This window comes from Nocardia sp. NPDC024068 (genome assembly GCF_040638875.1).
Lineage (GTDB): Bacteria > Actinomycetota > Actinomycetes > Mycobacteriales > Mycobacteriaceae > Nocardia.
This window is the reverse complement of record NZ_JBEZYU010000001.1, coordinates 312,592-339,328: the sequence shown is the minus strand read 5'-3', so window position 1 is coordinate 339,328 and position 26,737 is coordinate 312,592. Positions and strand designations below refer to the sequence as shown.

Here is a 26,737-nt window from a genome sequence, read left to right as displayed (position 1 = left end):
CTGTGCTCAGGGCAGCGCCCCGGTGGCACCACCGATGCCCCCACACTCCTCCGGCACGACGGCCATGGCAATAGCTAGGAAATAACCGATAGCGATCCCGCCAGAAGCGCCCCCCAATGCGTTTGAGGGTCTCTCCAGCCGGCCGGCTTCCGGCACGACAAGTCTCGATGGACCCCGCTCGACATGCTCATCACGCCCGGCGCGGAAAGCCGTCAGAAAATCGCGCTGACCTGCAACGATGCAGCATTGAGTTGAGTTAATTGCCAAAACCGGTCGCTGCCGAACGAGCCACCGCGCACTGCCCATGGCACCACTCGTCCGGCGCGGCTCCAACGCAGCCTGCGCCTCCGCCGCCGAGACTCGAGTGAAACCAGTGCGGTCGGCGGAATCGACGCCCGCGAGTAGCAGTTCCGCGCGCTGTGCATGTGTACTGCGGCGGGAAATCTCGACACCGAACTCGATCTTCTGCACACGCCCTGTGGATTCGCTGGTCTGGCGCCTGCAGGTGCTGTCCACAGGGCTTGTCCAGGACCTGTCGCTGGTGGTCTATCCCGGATCCGGTGACGACGGGGTGGCGCTCGGCTTCCGGCGCGGTCCGGTTCGCGGGGCGGTCGGTGGCATACAGAGAACTCGACGAGCGTTCGAACAGGTTGGCGCGAAGGCTCATCCGCTACGGCGCAGGACCGGAAACTACTGTCGCGTCGGCACTGACCCGCTCCGTCGAATCGATCGTCACCCTGTGGGCCATCGTCAAGACCGGTGCGATCTACGTGCCGATCGACCCGAACTATCCCGCGGCGCGAATCGCCCACCTCCTCGCCGGCTCCGAGACGAAGCTGGGCGTCACAGTCACCGACCTCTGCGCTCGCCTACCGCAGTCGGTGCACTGGATGGTCCTCGACGATGATTCGGTGGCCCCGGTCATCGACGCGGAACCGGCGACTGCGATCACCCAGGCCGATAGGACGGTGGCGCTGCGCTCCGACCACGCCGCATATCTGATCTATACCTCCAGGATCCACGGGAATCCCGAAGGGTGTCACGATCACCCACAGGGATGTCCTGGAGGACGACCGGCCGATCACCATCGGATCCCCGCAACACGGTGCTACGGCCCTGGTGCTCGATCCGTGGCTGCGACCCGTCCCGGCCGGCGGCGTCGGCGAGCTGTATCTGGCCGGTGCGGGTCTCGCCCACGGTTATCGCCACCGTCCGGACCTTACCTCGTCCCGGTTCGTCGCCGACCTCTTCGGCGGCCCCGGTGAGCGCATGTACCGCACCGGAGACCTGTTGTGCTGGAACGAAACCGGATCGGTCGAGTTCCGGGGCCGCGCCGATCACCAGGTCAAGGTTCGCGGGTTCCGAATCGAACTCGACGAGATCGACGCGGTGCCGGCGCGACGCGGGCGCACAGATAGGTCCACGGTCGCGGGCGGCGGCCGGCTCGAAGTATGTATTGCCGTCGATGAATATCGATACCCGCCCGGTGATATCGGTGCGCGCGCAGGGGAACCGACGAATCGTCCGGGTCGAATCAAAAGGATATCCCGATACGGCACGGGGTGACTCCGCGGAACTCGTGGCGGGTCGTCGCCGGCTTCCCATCGTTGACAGGTCCGATGTCGGCGACATAGGATCCGGCCACTATGGTTCTGTGCTGTCATGCGAAAAACTGAAAGTGATTATGTCATCTCATGTCACAGTGGCGTAGATGATATGTGCGTCTCACGTTCGGGTATTACTCACTCCTGCGCGCGTCTCGACCTCGCTACATGTCTTGTAGCGCCCCGGCCCCCAGTGGCTCGCAGACCGATCGCTCTGCCGAGGCCGAGGGTTCGTCCAGGTCCGGTCCTGGTCTGAGCGGTGGGGTCTCCTCGGTGCAGCGGCGGCGGCCGGCTCCCGGGTATCGGTTCCCGTGTCACGGCGACAACGCCGAATCGAGTACGTGCGGTTGTCGGCAAATTGTCCGAAATATCCGACATGCCCGACATATCCGACGATTCCGATAAATAAAAAGTTTAGCGATCGGCCGGCCGGGGTATTGGAGCGGGACTTCTCGACTGCGTACGTATTTCTCCATTCGGGTGCGGATGCGTAGCGCGTTTGTGTGTGTGGATTGACGAAGGGTTGAGTGGTGTCCGGATCGACATTTACCGTCGCTATTATCGGCATATCCTGCAGAATGCCGGGCGCGGCCGATCCGGACAGTTTCTGGGAGTTACTCAGAGGCGGGCGTGCCGCGATCGGGACGGCACCCCCCGGACGAGAGAAAATCACCGAGCGCGCTGGATTCCTCGGTAACGCCGGGGATTTCGATGCGGACTTCTTCGGCATCTCGCCCAACGAGGCGGGCGCGATCGATCCGCAGCAGCTGCTCGCCCTGGAGCTGAGCTGGGAGGCGCTCGAGGACGCGGGCCTGGCCGCCACCGCGCGCGATGCCCGGCGGTGTGGTGTGTTCTTCGGCAGCACCGGCAGCGATTTTGCCGAGATCCTGGCCTCCCGGGGCGGGCCGGGGGTCAGCCGGCACTCGATGTGGGGCGTCGGGCGCGGCATCATTGCGAACCGTGTTTCGAACTACTTCGGCTTCAGCGGCCCGAGCATGCTGGTCGATAGCGCACAGGCATCCTCGCTGGTCGCGGTGCATCTGGCCTGTGAAAGCCTGCGCAGCGGCGAGAGCGACGTGGCCCTGGCCGGCGGCCTGAACCTGATTCTGTCGCCGACGAGCGGTGAACGGACCGAGCAATTCGGCGCGCAGTCTGCGCTGGGTGCGTGTCACACCTTCGATGCGCGGGCCGACGGTTTCGTGCGCGGTGAAGGCGGCGGCGTGGTGGTGCTGAAACCATTGGCGCGTGCTGTCGCCGACGGCGACCGGATTCATGCTGTCATCCGCGGTAGCGCGGTCAATACCGGCAACGAGCGCCGTGTGCTGAGCGCCCCGAGCCGGGATGCGCAGGCAGCCGTGATCCGCTCCGCGCTGACAGCTGCGGGTGTCGACGCGCCCTCCGTGCAGTACGTCGAATTGCACGGCACCGGGACACCCGCCGGTGACCCGGTGGAGGCCGCCTCGCTCGGTGAAACCTACGGTGTGGGCCGGACCCGGGAAGCACCGCTTGCTGTCGGATCGGTCAAAACGAATATCGGGCATCTGGAAGGCGCCTCGGGCATCGCGGGACTCGTCAAGACCGTGCTCTGCCTGACCCATCGCGAGATCGTCGCGAGCCTGAACTTCGAAACACCGAATCCGCGAATTCCACTCGGGGACTTGGGTTTGCGGGTGGTTACCGGTACGGAGAGCTGGCCCGCCGCCACCGTGCGCAGGGCGGCCGTGTCGTCCTTCGGTATGGGCGGATCCAATGCGCACGTGATCGTGGAGGAGGCGCCTGCCACCGGATCTGCCGCGGCCGCGGTCGCGAGCCGGGCGGGTGCGGTGCCGCTGGTCGTGTCGGCGCGCACCGAGGACGGTGTGATCGCGCAGGCGGCCCGGCTGCGGGAGTGGTTGTTGCGTCACCCGGGCCTGGACGTGGCCGACGTGGCCCATTCGCTGCTGGCCACGCGAGCCCACCTGGAGTGCCGCGGCGCCGTCGTCGGACGTGATCGAGCGGAACTGCTGGCCGGCCTGGCCTCCTTGGCCGGCTCGGCCGCGCCTACCGTAGCCATCGAGCCGATGAGGGGGCGGGCCGCGCCGCGCCGGGTCGCGTTCGTGTTCCCGGAACTCGGCACCGGATGGGAGTCCGTGGCCCGCGACCTGGTGGATGCCGGTGGTGCGTTCGCTGCATCGATCGCTGAATGTGCGGCGGCGCTCGAGCCGTACGTCGACTGGTCGCTGACGGCGGTGCTTCGTGGCGAATCCGGCAGGCCCTCGCCGGATCGCGTGGATGTGGCGCAACCCGCGCAGTTCGCGGTGACGGTCTCGCTGGCCCGGATGTGGCGCGCGGCCGGTGTGGAGCCGGATATGGTGATCGGCCGGGGCGCGGGGGAGATCGCCGCCGCCCATATCGCCGGTGGGTTGTCGCTCGCGGATGCGGCGCGGGTGGTGGCGCTGCGGTCGCGGGTGGTGGCCGAGGAGACGGCCGGACAGGACGATACGGCCTCGATCGGGCTCGGCGCCGACGCGGTCGAGCGGCTACTCGCGGAGCTCGAGCCGATCCGTCCGCGATCCGGGTCGGTGCCGTTCTTCTCGGGCGTGACAGCCGATGTCATGGATACGGCGCGACTGGATGCCGAATACTGGTGTCGGTCCCTGCGGGAGCCGGTTCGAATCGCCGATGCGGTCACGGCGCCGACCGGACACGGCATCAATGGATTCATCGAACTCGGCCCGTATTCGGGGCTCACGATGGATATCGGCGTTACCGCCGAGCCAGTCGCCGGCGTTACCGTTGTCGGGTCGTGGCAGCCCGGCCAATCCGGTCCGGATCGGCTTTTGGCTGCGCTGGTACAAGCCCACTGCGTCGGCATCGGGGTGGATCGCCGGGCGCTGGTCCCGGGTGGGACACGAGTCGAATTGCCGCCGTACGTATTCCGGCGCCGCCACTCCCGGGACGACGAGCCGCTGCCCGCCGACGACTCGAACAGTGCGCCGGAGCCGGTTGCCGCGGCCGAAGACCGCACTTCCGAGAGCCGAATTCCCGAGGGTGACACGCGTCCCGCAGCGCTGAACGACAGTCCGCTGGCGCGCACCCTGCTGGCGGCCCCCGAATATCAGCGCGACACACTGGTTCTCGACATCGTGCGGGAGCACGCTGCTGCCGTCCTGGGACACGAGTCGGCCCGATCGATTCACCCCGGCCTGCCGTTCACCGAATTCGGTTTCGACTCCCTCAGCGGTGTGGAGCTGCAGAAACGGTTGACGCGGGCCACTGGTGTGGCGCTGCCGGCCTCGCTCATCTTCGACCATCCGACCGCGACCGCCGTGGCGGCACTGCTGCGGGCACTGATCGCCGGGACCGCCCGAGCGCAGCGCCGGGTCTCGCGCCGCACCACATCGGACGAGCCGATAGCAATCGTCGGCATGAGCGCCCGATTCCCAGGTGGTGTGCGTTCCGCGGAGGACCTGTGGAAGCTGGTTGAAGAGGGCCGCGACGCGATCACCGAATTCCCCGCGGACCGCGGCTGGGACCTGGACCGGCTGTTCGATCCGGACCCCGGCAAAGCGGGCACGGTCTATACGCGGCACGGCGGATTCCTCGGCAGTGCCGGTGATTTCGATCCCGGGTTCTTCGGCATCAGCCCGCGCGAAGCGCTGGCGATGGATCCGCAGCAGCGCGTGCTGCTCGAAACAGCATGGGAAGCGCTGGAGGACGCGGGTATCGACCCGGAGTCGTTGCGGGGCAGCGATACCGGCGTCTACATCGGTGCCTGCTCGTCGGAATACTCCCGTCGGGTGACCGGCGACCTGGAGGGATTCCGGCTGACCGGTACTTCGCACAGCGTCATCTCGGGCCGCGTCGCGTATGTGTTCGGCCTGGAGGGGCCGGCGGTGACGGTGGATACGGCGTGCTCGTCGTCGCTGGTGGCGTTGCACTCGGCGTGCCGGGCGCTGCGCCAAGGGGAGAGCTCCCTGATTCTCGCCGGCGGCGTCACCATCGCGGCCGGCCCGGAGCTGTATGTGGACTTCTCTCGCCAGCGTGGCCTGTCCCGTGACGGTCGGTGCAAGGCATTCTCGGCCGCGGCCGACGGCGTGGGATGGTCGGAGGGCTCGGGTGTCCTGGTACTGGAACGGCTTTCGGATGCGCAGCGGCTCGGCCACGATATTCTCGCCGTGGTTCGCGGTAGCGCGATCAACCAGGACGGGGCGAGCAATGGCCTGACCGCACCGAACGGTCCGTCACAGGAGCGGGTGATCGCGCAGGCCCTCGCCGACGCCGGAATCTCGGCGGTCGATGTGGACGCGGTGGAGGCGCACGGAACCGGTACCACGCTGGGTGATCCGATCGAAGCACAGGCGCTGATCGCCGCCTACGGATCCGGTCGCGGCGATCGGGAGCCGTTGCGGATCGGTTCTCTGAAGTCGAATATCGGTCATACCGTGGCCGCCGCGGGCGTAGCCGGTGTGATCAAGATGGTGCAGGCGCTGCGGCACGAGCGGTTGCCGCGGACGCTGCACGCCGAAACGCCGTCGCCGCACGTGGAGTGGGATCCGGGCGTGGTGCGGCTGCTGACCGAGTCCGAGCCCTGGATCGCCGGGGATCGGCCGCGGCGAGCGGGTGTTTCGTCGTTCGGGATCAGCGGAACGAACGCGCATGTCGTCCTGGAGGAAGCACCCGCCGCCCGCGCCGCCGCGAGCTCCGGTGACAACGATGCGGCGCGGCAGCCGGATAGGGCGGCGCCGCTCACCCCACTGCTGGTGTCGGGTAAGGGCGAAGCGGGTCTGCGGGCACAGGCCGACCGGCTGCGTACCTGGTTGTCGGAGCGGCCCGACGTGGACCTCACGGACGCGGCCTATTCGCTGATGACATCGCGGGCGCAGCTGGATTCGCGGAGTGTGGTACTCGGCCGTGATCGGGACGAGTTGCTCGAGCGGTTGGCGAATCTCGCCGACTCGGGTACCGGCGCGGGTGTGGTCACCGGTGCTGTCGGTTCGGGGCGGACGGCGTTCTTGTTCACCGGTCAGGGTGCGCAGCGGGTCGGTATGGGTGCGGAGTTGTCTGGCGCGTTTCCGGTGTTCGCGGCGGTGTTGGATGAGGTGTGTGCGGAGTTCGATCCGTTGCTGGGGCGGTCGTTGCGGGAGTTGATGTTCCGAGGCGCCGATGGTGATGGTTCGGTGTTGGATCGGACGGAGTTCACGCAGCCGGCGTTGTTCGCGTTCGAGGTGGCGTTGTTCGGACTGCTGGAATCGTTCGGCATCGTCGCGGATGTGGTCGCGGGGCATTCGATCGGTGAGTTGGCGGCGGCGTATGTGTCGGGGGTGTGGTCGCTCGCGGATGCGTGTGCGCTGGTGGCGGCGCGGGGCCGGTTGATGGGTGGGCTGCCCGAGGGTGGGGCGATGCTGGCGGTCGCTGTCTCGGAAGACGAGGCGACGGCGGTGGTGGCCGGGTATCCCGGCCGTGTGTCGGTGGCCGCGGTGAATGGTCCGGAGGCAGTGGTGTTCTCCGGGGACGCCGATGCCGTCGGTGAGCTCAAGGCGCTGTTCGCGCGGCGGGGCCGCCCGGCGAGCCGGTTGCGGGTCAGTCATGCCTTCCATTCGGCGCGGATGGATCCGATGCTGGCCGAGTTCCGTGCGGTGGCAGCGGGATTGACCTATCGCGAACCGCTGGTGCCAATTGTGTCGAATGTGTCGGGTGAGGTTGCCGGGAGTGCGGTGACCGATCCCGAGTATTGGGTGGAACAGGTACGTGGTTGTGTGCGGTTCGCACCGGGCGTGCACACTCTCGTCGGCGCGGGTGTGCGGCGTTTTGTGGAGGTGGGCCCGGATTCTGTGCTGGCGGCCTTGACGGGCGAGTGTCTGGCCCCGACACCCGAAGCCGAGTCGGTGGTGATAGCGACCGCGCGGCGGTCGGTCGGCGAGGTGACGCAGCTGGTCACGTCGTTGGCGCAGCTTCATGTCGCGGGTGTGGGGGTGGATTGGCAGCCGCTGTTCGCGGGCCGGCCGGTTCGCCGGGTTCCGCTGCCCACCTATGCGTTTCGACATCGCCGCTACTGGCTGCAGCCGAACGACGGGGCGCCGGCTTCGACGGATCACGCGGTTCTGACGAGTGTGGTCGGGTTGGCGGGTACCGACGAGTGGTTGTTCACGGGCGGCTTGTCGTTGCGTACGCATCCGTGGATCGCCGACCATGCGACATTCGGTGTCGTGGTTGTACCGAGTGCGGCCCTGATCGAGTTTCTGCTCGTCGCCGGTGGTCGGATCGGTTGTGGTGTGGTGGAGGAGTTGACGCTGCAGGCGCCGATCGTGCCGGGTGTCGGTGATGAGATCGAGTTGCAGGTGCTGGTGCAGGCGCCCGATGGGGCCGGGCGTCGTGTGTTCGAGTTCTATTTCCGTGTTTCTCCGGACGGTGAGTGGGTGCACAACGCGTCCGGCGTGCTCGCGGCCGAGTGGGACGGTGATACCGCGTTGCTGTCGTGGCTGCGGGACGAGCAGTGGCCCCCGGTCGACGCCGAACCTATTGCCGCAGAGGGCATTCCGGATCAGATGGCCAAGGCCTCCGGGCTCGAGTACGGACCGGCGTTCCTCGGTGTGCGCGCCGCGTGGCAACGCGACGATCTGGTGTTCTCCGAGATCACGCTCGACGCCGGCGCGGCGGCGCAACCGGGACTCTTCCATCTGCACCCGGCCCTCTTGGATATGACGTTGCACGCCGGCCTCGCCCAGTTCCTGCGAGGTGACACGGATTCCGATCCGGATACCGGCAGATTGCTCTTCCGGTGGGGTGGTGCGCGGTTCCACGACGTGGCGGCAGACGGTGGGCGGCCCGCGGAAATGACATCGCTTCGGGTTGCTGCCGTCGCGACGGGCGCGGAGACGGTCTCTGTCGCGGCCGTCGATCCGGCGGGCAATCCCGTCGTGTCGGTCGACGCGGTCGTGATGCGCCCATACGACGCCGAGGCGTTCCGGAGCACTCTCGCCGGTGCCGAAGCGGCTCTGTACGAGGTGCGTTGGGAACGTGCCGAGGTAACGCCGGGCGGTACGTCCGCACCAGCGGTGGCAGCACTCACGGATACGCGGGTGCCAGGCGTCGATGCGTCCCATGGCTCGATCGCCGATACTGCTGCTGCGGAACGTGTTCCGGACGTGGTGGTGTGGCGGGTGCCCGCCGGCGATTCGGTCGAGGTTCGGGCGCGCGTGCACGACACACTCGCGTTGCTGAAGTCATGGCTGGCGCAGGACCGGTTGTCCGGTGCCCGGTTGGTGGTCGTCACGACGGGTTGCGCGGGATTGCCCGGGGAAACGCCGGATCTCGCCGCGGCGGCGGTGTGGGGTGTGGTGCGTAGTGCGCAGTCGGAGAATCCGGATCGGTTCGTGCTGGTCGACGAGGATCCGTCGGTGCCGTTGGATTCGGATCGGATTGCGGCGGTGTTGCGGTCGGGTGAGCCGCAGGTCGCGGTGCGTGGTGGCCAGATGATGGTGCCACGGCTGGTACGCGCGTCCGCGTCGGCGGGCAACCTGGTACGCGCGTCCGCGCCGGCGGGCAACGGAGCGCCGGCGCCGATGGGGCACGGGACGGTGTTGATCACCGGCGGGACGGGTGGGCTGGGTGCGTTGTTCGCCCGGCATCTGGTGGCCGGGCACGGTGTGCGGAGTCTGGTGTTGACGTCGCGGCGTGGGCCCGATGCGCCGGGTGCGGCCGAGTTGGTCGCCGAATTGGCGCAGTCGGGGGCGGACGTCCGGGTGGTGTCCTGTGACGTCGCCGATCGTGACGAAACTCGAGCCCTCTTGGACAGCATCGACTCCGAACACCGATTGACCGCCGTTGTGCATACGGCGGGCGTACTCGATGACGGCACGGTCGGGTCGCTGACCGATGAGCAGGTCGAGCGTGTGCTGGCGCCCAAGGTCGACGGGGCGTGGAATCTGCACGAGTTGACCGGTGACCGTGACCTCTCGGCTTTCGTGGTGTTCTCGTCGGTCGCCGGGGTGCTCGGGTCGGCCGGACAGGGCAATTATTCCGCGGCCAACGGTTTCCTGGATGCGTTGACGCAGCGGCGGCGCGCGGCCGGGCTGGCCGCCACCTCGCTGGCATGGGGGCCGTGGAACCAGGCCGGAGGTATGACCGGTGGCCTGGACCGCGCCGCGCTCGCGCGATGGGAGCGGCTCGGGTTCGGGCAGCTCGGTGACGGCGAGGGCATCCGCCTGTTCGACGCCGCGCTCGCGCACTCGCACGCGCGGCTGGTGCCGATCCGCTTCGACGCGGCCGCGTTGCGTCGCGCAGACGCATTCGACAGCGTCCCCGCGGTATTGCGTGGATTCGTACGGCGTTCCGCGGCCCCGGCACAGGCTGTGCGGCCTGCCTCGCCGGCGCAGGCCGCGGGTGCGCTCGGCGCCGCGCTGAGCGGAGTCCCCGAGGACCGCCGTGGCGAGGTCGTGCTCGAGATGGTGCGTGACCAGGTCGCCGCGGTGCTCGGACACGATTCGGCGGAATCGGTCGAGGTAGAAAAGCCGTTCCGCGAGTCGGGGTTCGATTCGCTCGGTGCGGTGGAGTTCCGCAACCGGTTGGCCGAAGCGACCGGTCTGCAGTTGCCGTCGACCTTGGTGTTCGACCATCCGACCCCGGCGGCGGTGGCGAAACTGGTGCAGTCGCGCGTCGAGCCGGCGGCCGTGGGCGAACCCGCGGCCACGAAGACGGTCCGCCGGGCGCGGGTCGACGACCCGATCGCGATCGTCGGGATGGCCTGCCGGTATCCCGGCGGTGTCGCGTCCGCGGACGAACTGTGGGATCTGGTGCTGTCGGGCACGGACGCGATCAGTGCGTTTCCGTCGGATCGTGGCTGGGCATTGGATCGGCTGATCGATCCGGACGCGGACCGTCCCGGCACGTCCTATTCCGGGCACGGGGGTTTCCTGGCCGGTGCCGGCGATTTCGATGCCGGATTCTTCGGGATCGGTCCGCGTGAGGCCGTCGCGATGGATCCGCAGCAGCGGTTGCTCCTCGAGGTGTCGTGGGAAGCGCTGGAACATGCCGGCATCGATCCGACATCGTTGCGCGGCAGCGACACCGGTGTGTATTCGGGCGTGATGTATCAGGACTACGAGAACCTGACACGGGCGGCCGGGCCCGACGTCGAAGGATATGCGCTGACCGGTGCCGTGGGCAGTGTGGTGTCGGGCCGGGTGGCGTACGCGCTGGGGCTGGAAGGCCCCGCGATGACGGTGGATACCGCATGTTCGTCCTCGTTGGTGGCGTTGCATCTGGCCGTCCGGGCGCTGCGTCAGGGGGAGAGTTCGCTCGCGCTGGTGGGCGGTGCGACGGTGATGGCGACGCCGATGGTGTTCTCGGAATTCTCCCGGCAGCGCGGTCTGGCCTCGGACGGACGGTGCAAATCGTTCTCGGCGGCCGCGGACGGTGTGTCCTGGGCGGAGGGCGCGGCCGTGCTGATCGTGGAGCGGCTGTCGGACGCACAGCGCCTGGGCCACAATGTGCTGGCGGTGGTGCGCGGCAGCGCGGTCAATCAGGATGGTGCGAGCAACGGCCTGACCGCGCCCAACGGTCCGTCCCAGGAGCGGGTGATCGCGGCCGCGCTGGCCGACGCCGGGTTGGCGCCCGCGGAGGTGGATGCGGTCGAGGCGCACGGCACCGGGACGACGCTGGGTGATCCAATCGAGGCGCAAGCGTTGATCGCCGCCTACGGTCGTGACCGGGACGAGCCGCTGCGCATCGGATCGCTGAAATCGAATATCGGGCATTCACAGGCGGCCTCGGGTGTCGGTGGCGTGATCAAAATGGTGCAGGCCATGCGGCACGAAACCCTGCCGCGGACCTTGCACGTGGACGCGTTGTCACCACACGTGGACTGGTCGGCGGGATCGGTGCGGGTCCTGGCGGACCCGGAGCAGTGGACCGCGGGCGATCGGGTGCGCCGCGCGGGTGTGTCGTCGTTCGGGATCAGTGGCACGAACGCGCACGTGATTCTCGAGGAACCGCCGGTCCCCGTCGTCGCGCCGATTCATCGGACCGCCGCGCCTGCCACGGCCCCCGCGACGCCGGAAGTGCTTCCGCTGTTGTTGTCCGCGAAATCCGAAGGGGCATTGCGGGCGCAGGCGGATCGGTTGCGGCAGTGGATGCTCGACCACACCGATGCGGATGTGTCGGATGTGGCGTCGGCGTTGGTCGATACCAGGGCACTGCTGGAGTGGCGTGGTGGTGTGCTGGGTCGCGACCGGGACGAGTTGCTGGCCGGTCTGGCGGATCTGGCCACCGGATCGGGATCGCCGCGGGTAGTCGACGGTGTGGCGGGGCAGGGAAAGACGGCGTTCCTGTTCACCGGCCAGGGTGCGCAGCGCCCCGGCATGGGTGCGGGGCTGTACCGGGACTTTCCGGTGTTCGCCGCGACGCTGGACGAGGTGTGCGCCGAGTTCGATCGCCATCTCGGTGGGTCGTTGCGAGCGGTGATGTTCGACGCCCCCGAGGCGGGGTTGAATCGGACAGAGTTCACCCAGCCCGCTTTGTTCGCGTTCGAGGTGGCGCTGTCCGGACTGCTGGAATCGTTCGGCATCGTCGCGGATGTGGTCGCGGGGCATTCGATCGGTGAGCTGGCGGCGGCGTATGTGTCGGGGGTGTGGTCGCTCGCGGATGCGTGTGCGCTGGTGGCGGCGCGGGGCCGGTTGATGGGTGGGCTGCCCGAGGGTGGGGCGATGCTGGCGGTCGCCGTCTCCGAGGACGAGGCCACGACGGTGGTGGCCGAGTACCCCGGCCGTTTGTCGGTGGCCGCGGTGAACGGGCCGGAGGCAGTGGTGTTCTCCGGGGACGACGATGCCGTCGCTGAGCTCGAGGCACTGTTCGCCCGGCGCGGCCGCACGACGAGCCGGCTGCGGGTCAGCCATGCCTTCCATTCGGCTCGGATGGATCCGATGCTGGACGAGTTCCGGGCGGTGGCAGCGGGTTTGACCTATCGCGAGCCGCTGGTGCCGATCGTGTCGAACGTATCGGGTGAGCCGGCGGGCGACGCGGTGTGTGACCCCGAGTATTGGGTGGCGCAGGTACGCGGTTGCGTACGTTTCGCTCCGGGGGTGAACACGCTGGCGGATTCCGGTGTGCGCAGGTTCGTGGAGGTGGGGCCGGATGCGGTGCTCACCGCCATGACCCGGGCCTGCCTGGCCGAGCGTCCGGAGGTGGAAGCGAAGTCCACAGCGGTGGCGGCGTCGCGGCGATCGGTCGATGAGACCGCCGAATTCGTCGCGGCCCTGACCCGGGCCCATACCGTGGGTGTGCCGGTGGACTGGACACCGCTGCTCGGTGGACGCGCCGCCCTCCGGGTGACGTTGCCTACCTACGCGTTCCAGCATCAGCGCTATTGGGCGCGCCCGCTCGTCGCGCCGGAGGTCTGGCAGTCGGGCCTCGACGAGGCAGACCATCCGCTGCTGGGTGCGATGGTGCGATTGCCGGAATCCCAGGATGTCGTGTTCACGGGCAGGCTGTCCCGAGACGGTCATCCGTGGCTGGCCGATCATGCCGTGGCCGGGGTGGCCCTGCTGCCCGGCGCTGCCCTGGTGGAGCTGGCGCTGCACGTCGGAACACTGGTGCGGTGCCCGCTGCTGGCGGAGCTGGTGATCGAGGCACCGCTGCCGGTGCCGGCCGCCGGTGCCGCCGAACTTCGCGTGGTGGCGAGCGGGCCGGACGACACCGGCGCCCGGACGGTCACGATGTACTCCCGCCCCAGCAGCGGCGATCCGGGTCGGCTCGGTGACGATTCGGAACAGTGGATCCGCCACGCGGTCGCGACGGTGGCTGCCGGGCCGGAATCGACAGCGGACGAGACCGGTCCGGTGCAGTGGCCGCCCGCGGGCGCGACGGCGACAGCGATCGATACCGCCTACCCGGATCTGGCCGAGCGCGGCTACGAATACGGGCCGGTGTTCCGGGGACTGACCGCCCTCTGGGCGGGCGACGGTGAGGTGTTCGCGGAAGTCGCCCTGCCGGAGTCCGCGCTGCCGGAGTCCGCGCTGCCGGAGAGCACGCGATTCGGGATACATCCGGCGTTGCTGGATGCCGCGCTGCACGCGATCGTGGTCGGTGGGCTGGCGCCCGATACCCGGGCGGGTGCGGTCGTCGTCCCGTTCTCGTGGGAGAACGTCGCCCTGCGCGCGACGGGCGCCACAGTGCTGCGGGTCCGTGCGAGCAGGGTTGCGCGCGCGACCGGCTCCGGGCCGGGAGACGAGCGGATCGCGCTGACCCTCGCCGACCGAACCGGCACAGTCGTAGCCGAAGTGGGGGCCCTGACCTTGCGGCCACTGTCGACCGCCGCGCTCGGCGCAACGCGGCGTGGCGCCGACGGCATCGGCTACGAGCTCGAGTGGATCGCCCTTCCCGAGCGGCCCGGCGAGCCCGTCGCCGACCACGCCTGGAGCTCGGCCGACGAGGGTGAAACCGTCGTTGTCGCCGGCCGGGAGGTGACGGTGGTGCGGCTCGACGAACCGGCTACCGATGTCGACATCCCGACGGCAGTACGCGAGCTGGTGACCGGACTGAAGGATCGGGTACAGCGGCTGCTGTCTCGTGACGGGCTGATCGTCGTGGTGACCCGGCGAGCGGTGGCGGTCCATCCCGGCGAGCCGGTGGACTTGGCCGCCGCGGCCGCATGGGGTCTGCTGCGGACGGCACAGAGCGAGAACCCGGACCGGATCCTGGTCGTCGATATCGATGCGGAGTCCGGCTATCGGTCCGCTGTGCTGTCGGCTGCGGCGACCGCCGGGGAAACCCAGCTGGCCGTGCGCCGCGGCACGGCGCATATCCCGCGGCTGAACCGCGGTTCGAGCCCACTCGCACCGGCAACCGCGCCGGTGGGCGCGGCCGGGCCCGCGGGCGATAGCGAAGCGTCGCCACGCGGGGCATCGGACAGCCTGCACGAGCCAGGAGCCCGGTCGCTGACGCTGCGCGGCAAGGGCACGCTGTCGCCGGAGAATTTCGGTCTGGACGAGGACCCCGGTGCGCGGCAAGAGCTCGCACCGGGACAGGTCCGGGTGAGTATGCGGGCGGTGGGCCTCAACTTCCGGGACGTGCTCATCGCGCTCGGCACCTATCCCGACGAGAGCGGCCGAATCGGTGGCGAAGGCGCCGGGATCGTGCTCGAAGTCGCCTCCGATGTGACCGAATTCGTGCCCGGAGACAGGGTGTTCGGCTTCGTACCGGGGGCCGGCACGGTGTCGGTGGCCGATCACCGGCTGCTCGCGCGGATGCCGGATGGCTGGTCGTTCACCCGGGCCGCCGCGATACCGATCGCTTACGCGACCGCCTACTACGGCCTCGTCGACCTGGCCGGAGCGCAACCGGGCCAGACGTTGCTGCTGCACGCGGCTACCGGTGGCGTCGGGATGGCGGCTGTGCGACTCGCGCGGCACCTCGGTCTACGGCCGCTGGTCACCGCCAGCCGGCCCAAATGGAATGTGCTGCGCGATATGGGGTTCGACGACCCGGACATCGGCGATTCACGCACCCTGGATTTCGAGCGGGAGTTCCTGGACGCGACCGGCGGGCGCGGCGTGGATATCGTGCTGGATTCGCTGGCAGGCGATTTCGTGGACGCCTCGTTGCGGTTGCTGCCGCGTGGCGGCAGCTTCGTCGAAATGGGCATGCTCGATCGGCGTGATCCCGCCGAGGTGGCCGCCGACCACCCGGGTGTGCGTTACCACAGCTTCATGCTGATGGACGTGGGTCCGGATCGGCTCCAAGAGATTCTGGCCGCGCTCGTCGGACTCCTCGACGACCCGCTATCGGCGTCGGACCCGGTGACCGCGTGGGATCTGCGGCAGGCGCCCGCCGCCTACCGGCACCTGGGCCAGGCCCGGGGCATCGGCAAGAACGTGCTCACCGTGCCGGCCCCGCTGCGGCCCGAGGGCACCGTGCTGATCACCGGTGGCACCGGGGAGCTGGGCGCGGTGACCGCGCGGCACCTCGTCACCACACACGGCGTGCACCGGCTGATACTGGCGGGCCGGCGTGGCCCGGACACACCCGGTGCGGCCGAACTCGCCGCCGAGCTCAGCGAGCTCGGGGCACAGGTGGAGGTGGTCGCCTGTGATGCGGCCGACCGCGCCGCCCTCGACGCGGTGCTGGCGGCGATACCGGCGGCGCATCCGTTGACCGCGGTCGTCCATTCCGCGGGTGTGCTGTCCGACGGCCTGCTCGCCACCATGACGGCCGAGCAGATCGCGCGGGTGTTGCGGCCCAAAGTGGATGCCGCGTGGAATCTGCACGAGGCGACCGCGCACCTGGATCTGTCGGCGTTCGTGCTCTACTCCTCGATTTCGGGCGTGATCGGCAACCCGGGGCAGGCGAACTACGCCGCGGCGAACGTCTTCCTCGACGCACTGGCCCAGCATCGCCAGGTGACGGGCCTGCCCGCGATATCGGTGGCCTGGGGGCCGTGGCAGCAGGGCAGCGGTATGACCAGCGCCCTCGGCGAGGCAGACCTCGCCCGGTTGCGGCGCGAAGGTCTCCTTCCGCTGGGCACCGACGACGGTATGGAACTGTTCGACGCGGCATTGGCGAGCGGCAGCGCCACGTTCGCGGCGGTCCGGATCGACGGGACCGCGCTCGGTGCGGCCGATTCCGATGATCTTCGCCCGGTCATGCGGAACCTGGCGCGGCCGTCGCGGCGCCGGGTGAGCGAACCAGCGACCGCGGCGGACGGGCGTTCCGCGGGCTGGGCGGCGCAACTGCTCGGCCGCTCCACCGCCGAGCAGGAACGCATCATCCTCGAGGTGGTCCGCGCGCAGGCCGCGGCCGTGCTCGGACACACCAGCGCCGATTCGACCGCACCGGACAAGCCGTTCAGCGATATCGGGCTCGATTCGCTCGGTGTCATGGAATTCCGTAACCGGCTGAAAGCCGCTGTCGGAGTGCAGTTGTCCGCGACCACGATATTCGACTATCCCACCCCGGAGGCGTTGGCCGGTTTCCTCCGCCAGGAGATCGTTCCGGTCGACGCCCCCGCGCAGCGATCCGAGGCCGAGGCGCGGGCGCGGGCGCGGCAGCGGCCGCGTGAGCTCACCGACCGGTCGCCGGAGCCCATCGCCATCGTCGGTATGGCCTGCCGGTACCCCGGCGGCGTCCGCTCACCCGAGGATCTGTGGCGCATGACCGCGGCGGGCGTGGATGCCGTCGCGGGCTATCCCTCCGACCGTGGGTGGGACCTGGAGCGGCTGTTCGACTCCGACCCGGATGCACCGGGCACGATCTATACCCGCGACGGCGGGTTCCTCGACTCCATCGGCGACTTCGATGCGGCCTTCTTCGGGATCGGCCCCCGCGAGGCCGCCGCGATGGACCCACAGCAGCGCCTGATGCTCGAGGCGTCCTGGGAAGCGCTCGAAGATGCCGGCATCGACCCGGTATCGTTGCGCGGCACCGATACCGGCGTCTTCGCCGGTGTCATCCATCAGAACTACGGCCCCCGTATCGGCTCCCGGGCAATCGGCGCCGACACGGAAGGCCACGCCTACCTGGGTGTTTCGAACAGTGTGCTGAGCGGCCGGATCGCCTACACCTTCGGCTTCGAGGGCCCGGCCATCTCGGTCGACACCGCGTGCTCGTCGTCGCTGGTGGCGATGCACCTCGCGTGTCAGGCGCTGCGGCAGGGCGACGCGACTGTTGCCCTCGCGGGCGGAGTCACCGTGATGTCGGATCCCTCTCTGCTGATCGCTTTCGCACGTCAGCGCGCGCTGTCCTCCGATGCCCGCTGCAAGGCATTCGCGGCGGCCGCCGACGGAACGGGCTTTTCCGAGGGGCTCGGCGTGCTGGTGCTGGAACGATTGTCGGACGCACAACGCCTGGGCCACAACGTGCTCGCGGTGGTGCGCGGCAGCGCGGTCAATCAGGACGGTGCGAGCAACGGTCTGACCGCGCCCAACGGCCTGTCACAGGAGCGGGTCATCGCGCAGGCGCTGGCGAACGCCGGCCTGGAGCCCGCGGATATCGATGCGGTCGAGGCCCACGGTACGGGCACGACGCTCGGGGATCCGATCGAAGCCCAGGCGCTGATCAGGGTCTTCGGAACGCGGCGCGAGGCCGCGCCGTTGCATCTGGGTTCGCTCAAATCGAATATCGGTCACACCTCGGCCGCGGCGGGAGTCGGCGGGGTGATCAAGATGGTGCAGGCCATGCGGCACCACGTCCTGCCGAAGACGTTGCACGTGGATGCGCCGACGCCACATGTGGATTGGTCGACGGGCACGGTGCACCTGCTCCAGGACAACGAGCCGTGGCCCGGAGGTGAGCGGACCCGCCGGGCGGGCGTTTCGTCGTTCGGAGCCAGCGGCACCAACGCCCACCTGATTCTCGAGGAGGCCCCCACCGCTCCGGTCGACGACGCGCCGGAAGGTGTATCCCCAGCGGTGGCCGCGACGACCGTCGTGTCCGAAGTCGTTCCCTTGGTGCTGTCGGCCAAGTCCGGTGCGGCGCTGCGCGCGCAGGCGGACCGGCTGCGGCAGTGGCTGATCGCCCGTCCCGGTGCGGATATGTGGGATGTCGCGCATACCTTGTCGACGTCGCGGGCGCTGCTGGAGTGGCGGGGCGCGGTCGTAGGCAGCGACCGGCCCGGACTGCTGGCCGCTCTGGCCGATCTGGCGGCCGGGGCACCGGGCGCCATCGAGGCGAGATCGGATGCCGGTAAGACAGCCTTCTTGTTCACCGGTCAGGGTGCGCAGCGGGTCGGTATGGGTGCGCAGTTGTATGGCGCGTTTCCGGTGTTCGCGGCGGTGTTGGATGAGGTGTGTGCGGAGTTCGATCCGTTGCTGGGGCGGTCGTTGCGGGAGTTGATGTTCCGATGCGCCGATGGTGACGGTTCGGTGTTGGATCGGACGGAGTTCACCCAGCCGGCGTTGTTCGCGTTCGAGGTGGCGCTGTTCGGGTTGCTGGAGTCTTTCGGGGTCGCACCGGATGTGTTGATCGGGCATTCGGTGGGGGAGCTGGCTGCTGCCTATGTGGCGGGCGTCTGGTCGTTGTCGGACGCGTGTGCACTGGTCGCGGCGCGGGGCCGGTTGATGGGTGCGTTGCCGGCGGGTGGCGCGATGCTGGCGGTGGCGTCGGGTGAACAGCGGGCGGGTGAGGTTGTTGCCGGTTTCGGTGATCGGGTGTCGATTGCCGGGGTGAATGGTCCGTCGTCGACGGTGTTGTCCGGGGATGTCGAGGCGATCGAGGAGATCGAGCGTGAGCTGAGCGCGACCGGCGTGCGGACGAGTCGGTTGCGGGTGAGTCATGCGTTTCATTCGGCGCGGATGGATCCGATGTCGGCGGAGTTCCGTGCGGTGGCGGAGAGCATTGCTTATCGGAAGCCGCGGTGGCCGATTGTGTCGAATGTTTCGGGTGAGGTTGCCGGGGGTGCGGTGACCGATCCGGGGTATTGGGTGGGGCAGGTGCGTGGTTGTGTGCGGTTCGCGCCGGGTGTCGGGACTCTCGTGGCCGAGGGTGTGCGGCGTTTTGTGGAGGTGGGCCCGGACTCTGTGCTGACGGCGTTGACGGGCGAGTGTCTGGCCGAAACTCCGGAGATCGAGTCGGCGTCGGTGGTGGCCGCGGTTTCCCGGCGGGCGGTCGACGAGGTGACGCAGTTGGTCACGTCGCTGGCGGAGCTTCATGTCGCGGGCGTGGGGATGGAGTGGCGGCCGCTGTTCGAAGGTCGATCGGTCCGCCGGGTTCCGTTGCCCACCTACGCCTTCCAGCGCCGGCGCTTCTGGTCGCAACCCGACGACGCGATATCACCCGACGGGTCGGATCATCCGATCGTGTCGGGTGTGGTCGGTTTGGCCGCCGCCGACGAGTGGTTGTTCACCGGCCGGCTGTCGTTGCGTACGCATCCGTGGATCGCCGATCACATGACCTACGGTGCTGTGGTCGTACCGAGTGCGGCCCTGATCGAGTTTCTGCTCGTCGCCGGTGGTCGGATCGGTTGCGGTGTGGTGGAGGAGTTGACGCTGCAGGCGCCGATCGTGCCGGGTGCCGGTGATGAGATCGAGTTGCAGGTGCTGGTGCAGGCGCCCGATGGGGCCGGGCGTCGTGTGTTCGAGTTCTATTTCCGTGTTTCTCCGGACGGTGAGTGGGTGCACAACGCGTCCGGCGTGCTCGCGGCCGAGTGGGACGGTGATACCGCGTTGCTGTCGCGGCTGCGGGACGAGCAGTGGCCACCGGTCGACGCCGAGCCCGTGGACTGCGGGGAACTTCCCGAGCGGATCTCGAATGATGCGGGCCTCGAGTACGGACCGGCGTTCCTCGGTGTGCGCGCCGCGTGGCAGCGCGGTGACACGGTCTTCTCCGAAATCGAATTGAACCTCGACGCAGCGCCGGAGCCGGGGCGCCACGATCTGCATCCTGCCCTGCTCGACATGGTGATGCATGCGGGATTCTCCCGATTGATATGGCGTGACGGGAATTCCGATCCGGATACCGGCAAGTTGCTGTTCCGGTGGGGCGGTGCGCGATTGCCCAAGCCGGCGGCCGACGGCGGGCGGTGGCCCGCGGAGGTGACGTCGCTCCGGGTCATCGCCGTGGCGACGGGCGCGGAGACCGTGTCTGTCGCGGCCGTCGATCCAGACGGAAACCCCGTTGTGTCCGTCGATGCGGTGGTGATGCGGCCGTACGACGTCAAGGAATTCCGGGACACCCTCCCCGGTGCCGAAGCGGCCCTGTATCAGGTGCGCTGGGACCCCACCGCCGGCGGTGCCGGAGCGGTCGACCAGCCCGTAGTGTCACCCGCTCTGCTTGCCGGCACATCTGTGCCGGGAGTCGAGGCGCGGTACGGGTCTGTCGCTGATGTCGTTGCCGCGGAACAGCGTCCGGGCCTGGTGGTGTGGCGGGTGGCCGAACCGTCCGATGCCGAGCAGTTCCCCGCTGGTCCGGAAGCGGCTCGGGCCAGGGTGCACGACACACTCGCGTTGCTGAAGTCATGGCTCGTGCAGGACAGGTTGTCCGGTGCCCGGTTGGTGGTCGTCACGACCGGTGGCGCGGGGTTGCCCGGGGAAACGCCGGATCTCGCCGCGGCTGCGGTGTGGGGTGTGGTGCGTAGTGCGCAGTCGGAGAATCCGGATCGGTTCGTGCTGGTCGATGAGGATCCGTCGGTGCCGTTGGATGCGGAGCGGGTCGCGGCGGTGTTGCGGTCGGGTGAGCCGCAGGTCGCGGTGCGTGGCGGCGAGGTCCTGACGCCTCGGCTGGTGCGCGCGTCGGTATCGGAGGGGAGCGGTGAGCGAGCGTCGTTCGGCAGCGGGACGGTGTTGATCACCGGGGGGACGGGTGGGCTGGGTGCGTTGTTCGCCCGGCACCTGGTGGCCGGGCACGGTGTGCGGAGTCTGGTGTTGACGTCGCGGCGTGGGCCCGATGCGCCGGGTGCGGCCGAGTTGGTCGCCGAATTGGCGCGGTCGGGCGCCGAGGTCCGGGTGGTGGCATGCGATATCGCTGATCGCGACTCGGTCCGCGATGTGCTGGACGGCATCGCCACCGGCCCGATCGCCGTCGTGCACGCGGCCGGTGTGCTCGACGACGGCACCGTCGAATCGTTGACAGGTGAGCAGGTGGACCGGGTGCTGGCGCCGAAGATCGACGGGGCGTGGCACCTGGATGAACTGACCCGGGACCGGGACGTGTCGGCGTTCGTGATGTTCTCGTCTGTGGCGACGGTCCTGGGGTCGTCGGGACAGGGTAACTACGCCGCGGCGAACGGTTTCCTGGATGCGTTGGCGCGGCGGCGGCGAGCGGCCGGGCTGGCTGCCACCTCGCTGGCGTGGGGGCCGTGGAACCAGAGCAGCGGTATGACCGGCGGCCTGGACCGTGCTGCCCTCTCGCGCTGGGACCGGCTGGGATTGAGCCCGCTGGAAGAGCGGGAGGGTGTGCGCCTGTTCGACGAGGCGCTCACGCACGCCGAGGCGTGCCCGGCGCCGATCCGCTTCGACGCGAGCATGGTGCGCCGAGGATCCGAATTCGACAGCGTGCCGGCAGTATTGCGCGGGTTCGTGCGGCGTTCCCCGCGACCGGCGCGACCGGTGGCCGCCGCGGCGGACTCGCTCGGTGCCCGGTTGGCGGGAGTGCCACCGGCGCGGCGCGGCGAGGTGGTCCTGGAGGTCGTGCTGGCCCAGGCCGCGGCGGTGCTGGGGCATGATTCGGGTGACGATGTCCAGCCGGACCAACGCTTCGACGAGATCGGGTTCGATTCGCTGGGCGGTGTGGATTTCCGCAATCGGCTCGGCAAGGCGACCGGTCTGCAGTTGCCGTCGACCCTGGTGTTCGACCATCCGACCCCGGCGGCGGTGGCGAAGCTGGTGCAATCGCGGGTCGAACCCACCGCCGTCGCACCCGTCACGAAGCCTGTGCGCCGTCCTCGAACCGACGAGCCGATCGCGATCGTGGGGATGGCCTGCCGCTTCCCCGGCGGTGTCGGCACACCGGACGAGCTCTGGGATCTGGTCGCCGCCGGAATCGACGCGACCGGTGAGTTCCCCGCCGACCGGAACTGGGATCTGGAGCGATTGTTCGACGAGGATCCGGACAAGCCCGGCACGGTATACACCCGCCGCGGCGGATTCCTCTATGACGCCGGCGAGTTCGACCCGGGATTCTTCGGGATCAGCCCGCGCGAGGCCTCCGCGATGGATCCGCAGCAGCGATTGCTGCTGGAGGTGTCGTGGGAGGCACTCGAGCAGGCGGGTATCGATCCGGTGTCGTTGCGCGGCAGTGATACCGGTGTGTTCGCCGGGGCCGGGGCCTCGGGCTACGTCGATCGCGTGGTCGGTGATCTGGAGGGCTACCGGCTCACCGGCACCACGAGCAGCGTGATCTCCGGGCGGGTGGCCTATGCCTTCGGTCTCGAGGGACCTGCCATGACCGTGGACACCGCGTGCTCGTCCTCGCTGGTCTCCCTGCACCTGGCGTGCCGCGCCCTGCGGAACGGGGAGAGTTCGATGGCGCTGGCCAGCGGTGTGACCGTCGCGGCGAGTCCGTACCTCTACGTCGATTTCGCGCGGCAGCGCGGTCTGTCGCCCGACGGCCGGTGCAAAGCGTTCTCGGCCGAGGCCGACGGTGTCGCCTTCGCCGAGGGTGTCGGTGTGCTGGTGCTGGAGCGGCTGTCCGACGCCCGTCGCCGGGGACACGATGTCCTCGCTGTTGTGCGCGGGACCGCGGTGAACCAGGACGGTGCGAGCAACGGTCTGACCGCGCCGAACGGTCCCTCCCAGGAGCGAGTGATCGCCCAGGCCCTCGCCGACGCCGGATTGACCGCCGCCGACGTGGATGCCGTGGAAGCCCACGGAACCGGCACCCCGCTCGGGGACCCCATCGAAGCCAACGCGTTGATCGCCGCGTACGGGCAGCACCGCGGGGATCGGGAGCCGTTGCGGATCGGCTCGATCAAATCGAATATCGGCCACACCGTCGCGGCGGCCGGTGTCGGCGGTGTGATCAAGATGGTGCAGGCGCTGCGAAACGAGACCCTCCCCGCGACGTTGCACGCGCAGGCGCCGTCCCCACATGTGGATTGGACCGCCGGTGACGTGCGCCTGCTGACGCAGCCGGAACCGTGGCGAGCAGGCGGGCCGGTGCGCCGCGCCGGGGTGTCGTCGTTCGGCGTCAGCGGTACCAACGCCCATGTGATCATCGAGGAAGCGCCCGCCCCACCGCCGGTCGCCCCGGTACCGGCCACCGAGTACCCGGAGATGGTGGTGCCGTGGCTGGTATCGGCCAAGAGCGAGACCGCCCTGCGGGCACAGGCGGCCGAACTCCGCGCATGGCTCGTCGATCATCCGGACGCCGATCCGGTGGATGTGGCGTACTCGCTCGCGACGACGCGCGCGCGGCACGACCGGCGGGCCGCGATCGTCGGCGGTGATCGGGACGAGCTGCTGGCGCGACTGTCGAGGCTGGCTGCCGGAGCCGCCTCGACCGGCGTGATTTCCGGCTCGGCGGGCGGCGGGAAGACCGCCTTCCTTTTCACCGGTCAGGGCGCGCAGCGAGTCGGTATGGGCGCGCGGCTGGCGGAGGCCTTCCCGGTGTTCGCCGCGGCACTGGACGAGATATGCGCTCATTTCGATCCATTGCTGGGATGTTCGCTGAAACAGGCGATGTTCACCGGACACCTGATCGACGAAGGGGGAGTCGCGGCGGAGGCCGGGATCCTGGACCGGACGCGAGTGACCCAGCCCGCGCTGTTCGCGTACGAAGTCGCGCTGTTCCGGCTCCTGGAATCGTTCGGTGTCACTCCGGACGTCCTGATCGGTCACTCGATCGGTGAACTGGCCGCGGCGTATGTGGCCGGTGTGTGGTCGCTGAAGGACGCCTGCGAACTGGTCGCGGCGCGCGGGCGGTTGATGGACGCGCTGGCGCCGGGCGGTGCGATGCTCGCGGTATCGGCGTCCGAGACCGAGGTCGGCGCGGTGCTCGCCGGATTCGGTGATCGGGTGTCGTTGGCCGCGGTGAATGCTCCGGCGGCCGTGGTGGTCTCGGGTGACGAGGACGCCGTCGACGAGATCGGCCGGCTGTTGGGCGAACAGGGTCGCCGGGCGACCCGGCTGCGGGTGTCACACGCGTTCCATTCCCATCGGATGGAGCCGATGCTGGCCGAGTTCGAGACCTCGGCGGCGGCCGTGACCTTCGACGCGCCCCGGATTTCGCTGGTGTCGAACGTCTCCGGCCGGATCGCCGGCGACGAGATCCTGGATCCCCGGTACTGGGTATCCCAGGTGCGCGGCGCGGTGCGTTTCGCATCCGGTATCGAGACGCTGGCCGACTCGGGCGTGCGGCGGTTCCTCGAGATCGGGCCCGACGCGGTGCTGGCGGCGATGACACGGCATACGCTCGCCGCGGACGTCGAGGCTCGATCGGTGGTCGCCGCGGCCGCCCGTCGCGATCACGACGAGGTCGAACAGTTCCTGACGATGCTGAGCCACGCGCACACCGCCGGGATGAGCGTCGACTGGGGTGCACTGTTCGCCGCACGCCGCGTATCACGGGTCGCCCTGCCCACTTACCCCTTCGATCATCAGCGGTACTGGCTCGAACCCGGCCTCGACCGGCCCCGCACGGCGTCGCCGGAGCACCCGCCGGGCACCGGCGGCGTGCGGGTGGCGGACGGAGACGAAGCGGTCGTGCGGTCGCACGACGTGCACCCGCCACAGGCCGGTGCGCCGGGTGGCGGCGCGGCGCGGTACGGACTGCACTGGGCGGCGTCCGAGGAAGGCGAGGCGCTTGTCACCGCCGGTAGCGTCGCGGTGCTCGGGGCGACTCGAGTGGCCGGAGCGGACCGGCAGTACCCGGATGTGGCGGCGCTGGCTTCGGACGCGTTCGTCCCGGATGTTGTCGTGTGGTCCGAATACACTGCGCCGCAGAACAAGTCGGGTGCTCTCGCGGGCGAGCGGGTGAAGACCGCCCGGCAGGTGGTCCGGGACTGGTCGGCCGACGAACGATGTGCCCGGTCGCACCTGGTCGTGGTGACCGCACACGCGGCGGGCCTGCCGGACGAGCCGTCGGATCCCGCATCGTCGGCGGTATGGGGGCTGACAGGTAGCGCTCAGACCGAGCATCCGGGCCGTATCCTGCTGCTCGACGTGGACGATCGCGGTGCCGCGAACCTGTCGGCCGACGCGATCCGGGCGGCGCTGTCGACCGGCGAACCGCAGGTGGCATGGCGGGACGGCCGCGTCCTGGTACCGCGACTGCGGGCCCGGTCTTCCGCGGCCGCCGAGAAAACGTCGTTCGGGTCCGGAACCGTTCTGATCACCGGCGGAACCGGGGGATTGGGCGCGCGGACCGCCCGGCACCTGGTGACCGCGCACGATGTGCGGCGACTGTTGCTGGTGTCGCGCCGCGGCGAGAACGCCGACGGTGCGGCGGAGCTCGCGGCGGAACTGTCCCGGCTCGGCGCCCGGGTGCGGATCGCCGCGTGCGATGTCAGCGACCGCAACGCACTGGCAGAACTGCTGTCGAGCCTGCCCGCGGAGCATCCGCTCACCGGGATCGTGCACACCGCGGGCGTGCTGGACGACGCCACGTTCCACACCCTCACCGATGACCACATCGACCGGGTCTTCGCGCCCAAAGCCGATGCGGCCCGGTATCTGCACGAGCTCACCCGGGGCACGGAGCTGTCGGCGTTCGTACTGTTCTCCTCGATCGCCGGTATGACCGGGTCCGCGGGGCAAGCGAATTATGCTGCCGCGAACAGCTTTCTGGACGCCCTCGCGCGGCAACGGGTGGCCGAGGGGCTACCGGCACTGTCACTCGCCTGGGGCCCATGGCAGTCCGAGCGCGGTATGACCGGCACTCTGGGTCGCACCGCGATGAGCCGGTTGGCGCGAATGGGCATGGCCGCGCTGGAAGGCGCAGACGGCCTGCGGTTGTTCGACGAATCGCTGACCACGGCGGAACCGGTCTCGGCACTGGTGCACCTGGACCTCGACACATTGCGCCTGCACGCGGCCACCGGCCCGGTACCGGCGGTGCTGCGCGGGTTCGTCGGCGCACCCGGCCGACCGGCCGCTACCTCGATCGTCGAACCCTCGCTCGGGGAGCGGCTGCGCGATGTGCCGGAGACGAAGCGACGGGGGGTCGTCCTGGACCTGGTGCGTGAATATGTCGCGGCGGTCCTGGGCTACGGATCGGTCGACGATATAGCGCCCGATCGTGGTTTCGACGAACTCGGTTTCGACTCCCTCGGCGGGGTCGAGTTCCGTAACCGGCTGTCGACCGTGACAGGGTTGTCGCTGCCCTCGACCCTGGCGTTCGATTACCCGACCGCGGGGGCACTGGCCGACTACCTGCTGGCCCGGATCGTGGTCGCCACGCCGACGCCGGCGGCGAGCGGGGACGACATCGCACGGCTCGAGGAATTGCTCGAGCGGATCATCGCGAACAACGACGACGAGACCGTCGCGGGGCTGCGGGGCGTCAACGACCGCCTGCGCACCTATCTCGCGGGCAAACGGCCCGACGATGAGTACGACGATCTCGAAATGCATTCCGACAGTGAGCTTTTGGCTTTGATCGACGAGGAGTTCGGACCGGCATGAGCAGCACGGACGCCAGCAACGAGGAACGGCTCAGCCGGTATCTCCGCAAAGTCACCGGAGATCTGCGCGCCGCCAGGAAGCATATCGACCAACTCGAAGAACGTG

Annotated in this window: 4 protein-coding genes (1 of these 4 cut by a window edge); 3 read left to right on the top strand and 1 reads right to left on the bottom strand. The window is 69.2% G+C overall.

All coding sequences use genetic code 11. From position 1 onward, the window contains the following. Positions 1-6: 6 nt before the first annotated feature. On the bottom strand, positions 7-471 hold the full coding sequence (locus tag AB0F41_RS01395; RefSeq protein WP_357420991.1) for a hypothetical protein: 465 nt from the start codon (positions 469-471) through the stop codon (positions 7-9). Between AB0F41_RS01395 and AB0F41_RS01390 the strand changes: the two genes are divergently transcribed. The 3 genes from AB0F41_RS01390 to AB0F41_RS01380 all read left to right on the top strand — a co-directional run. Further along, positions 420-1,265: an AMP-binding protein gene (locus AB0F41_RS01390; RefSeq protein WP_357420693.1), complete on the top strand. Its 846-nt coding sequence runs from the start codon at positions 420-422 to the stop codon at positions 1,263-1,265. The two genes, AB0F41_RS01395 and AB0F41_RS01390, sit on opposite strands and share 52 nt — an antisense overlap. Before the next feature lie 866 nt (positions 1,266-2,131). After that, the gene (locus AB0F41_RS01385; RefSeq protein WP_357420692.1) at positions 2,132-26,632 is read left to right on the top strand and encodes an SDR family NAD(P)-dependent oxidoreductase; all 24,501 of its coding nucleotides are present in this window, start codon (positions 2,132-2,134) and stop codon (positions 26,630-26,632) included. Further along, on the top strand, positions 26,629-26,737 hold the beginning of the coding sequence (locus AB0F41_RS01380; protein ID WP_357420691.1) for an SDR family NAD(P)-dependent oxidoreductase. 15,803 nt of this gene lie beyond the right edge of the window; only the first 109 of its 15,912 coding nucleotides appear in the window; its start codon is at positions 26,629-26,631; its stop codon lies beyond the right edge, outside the window. The genes AB0F41_RS01385 and AB0F41_RS01380 overlap by 4 nt, the downstream gene beginning before the upstream one ends.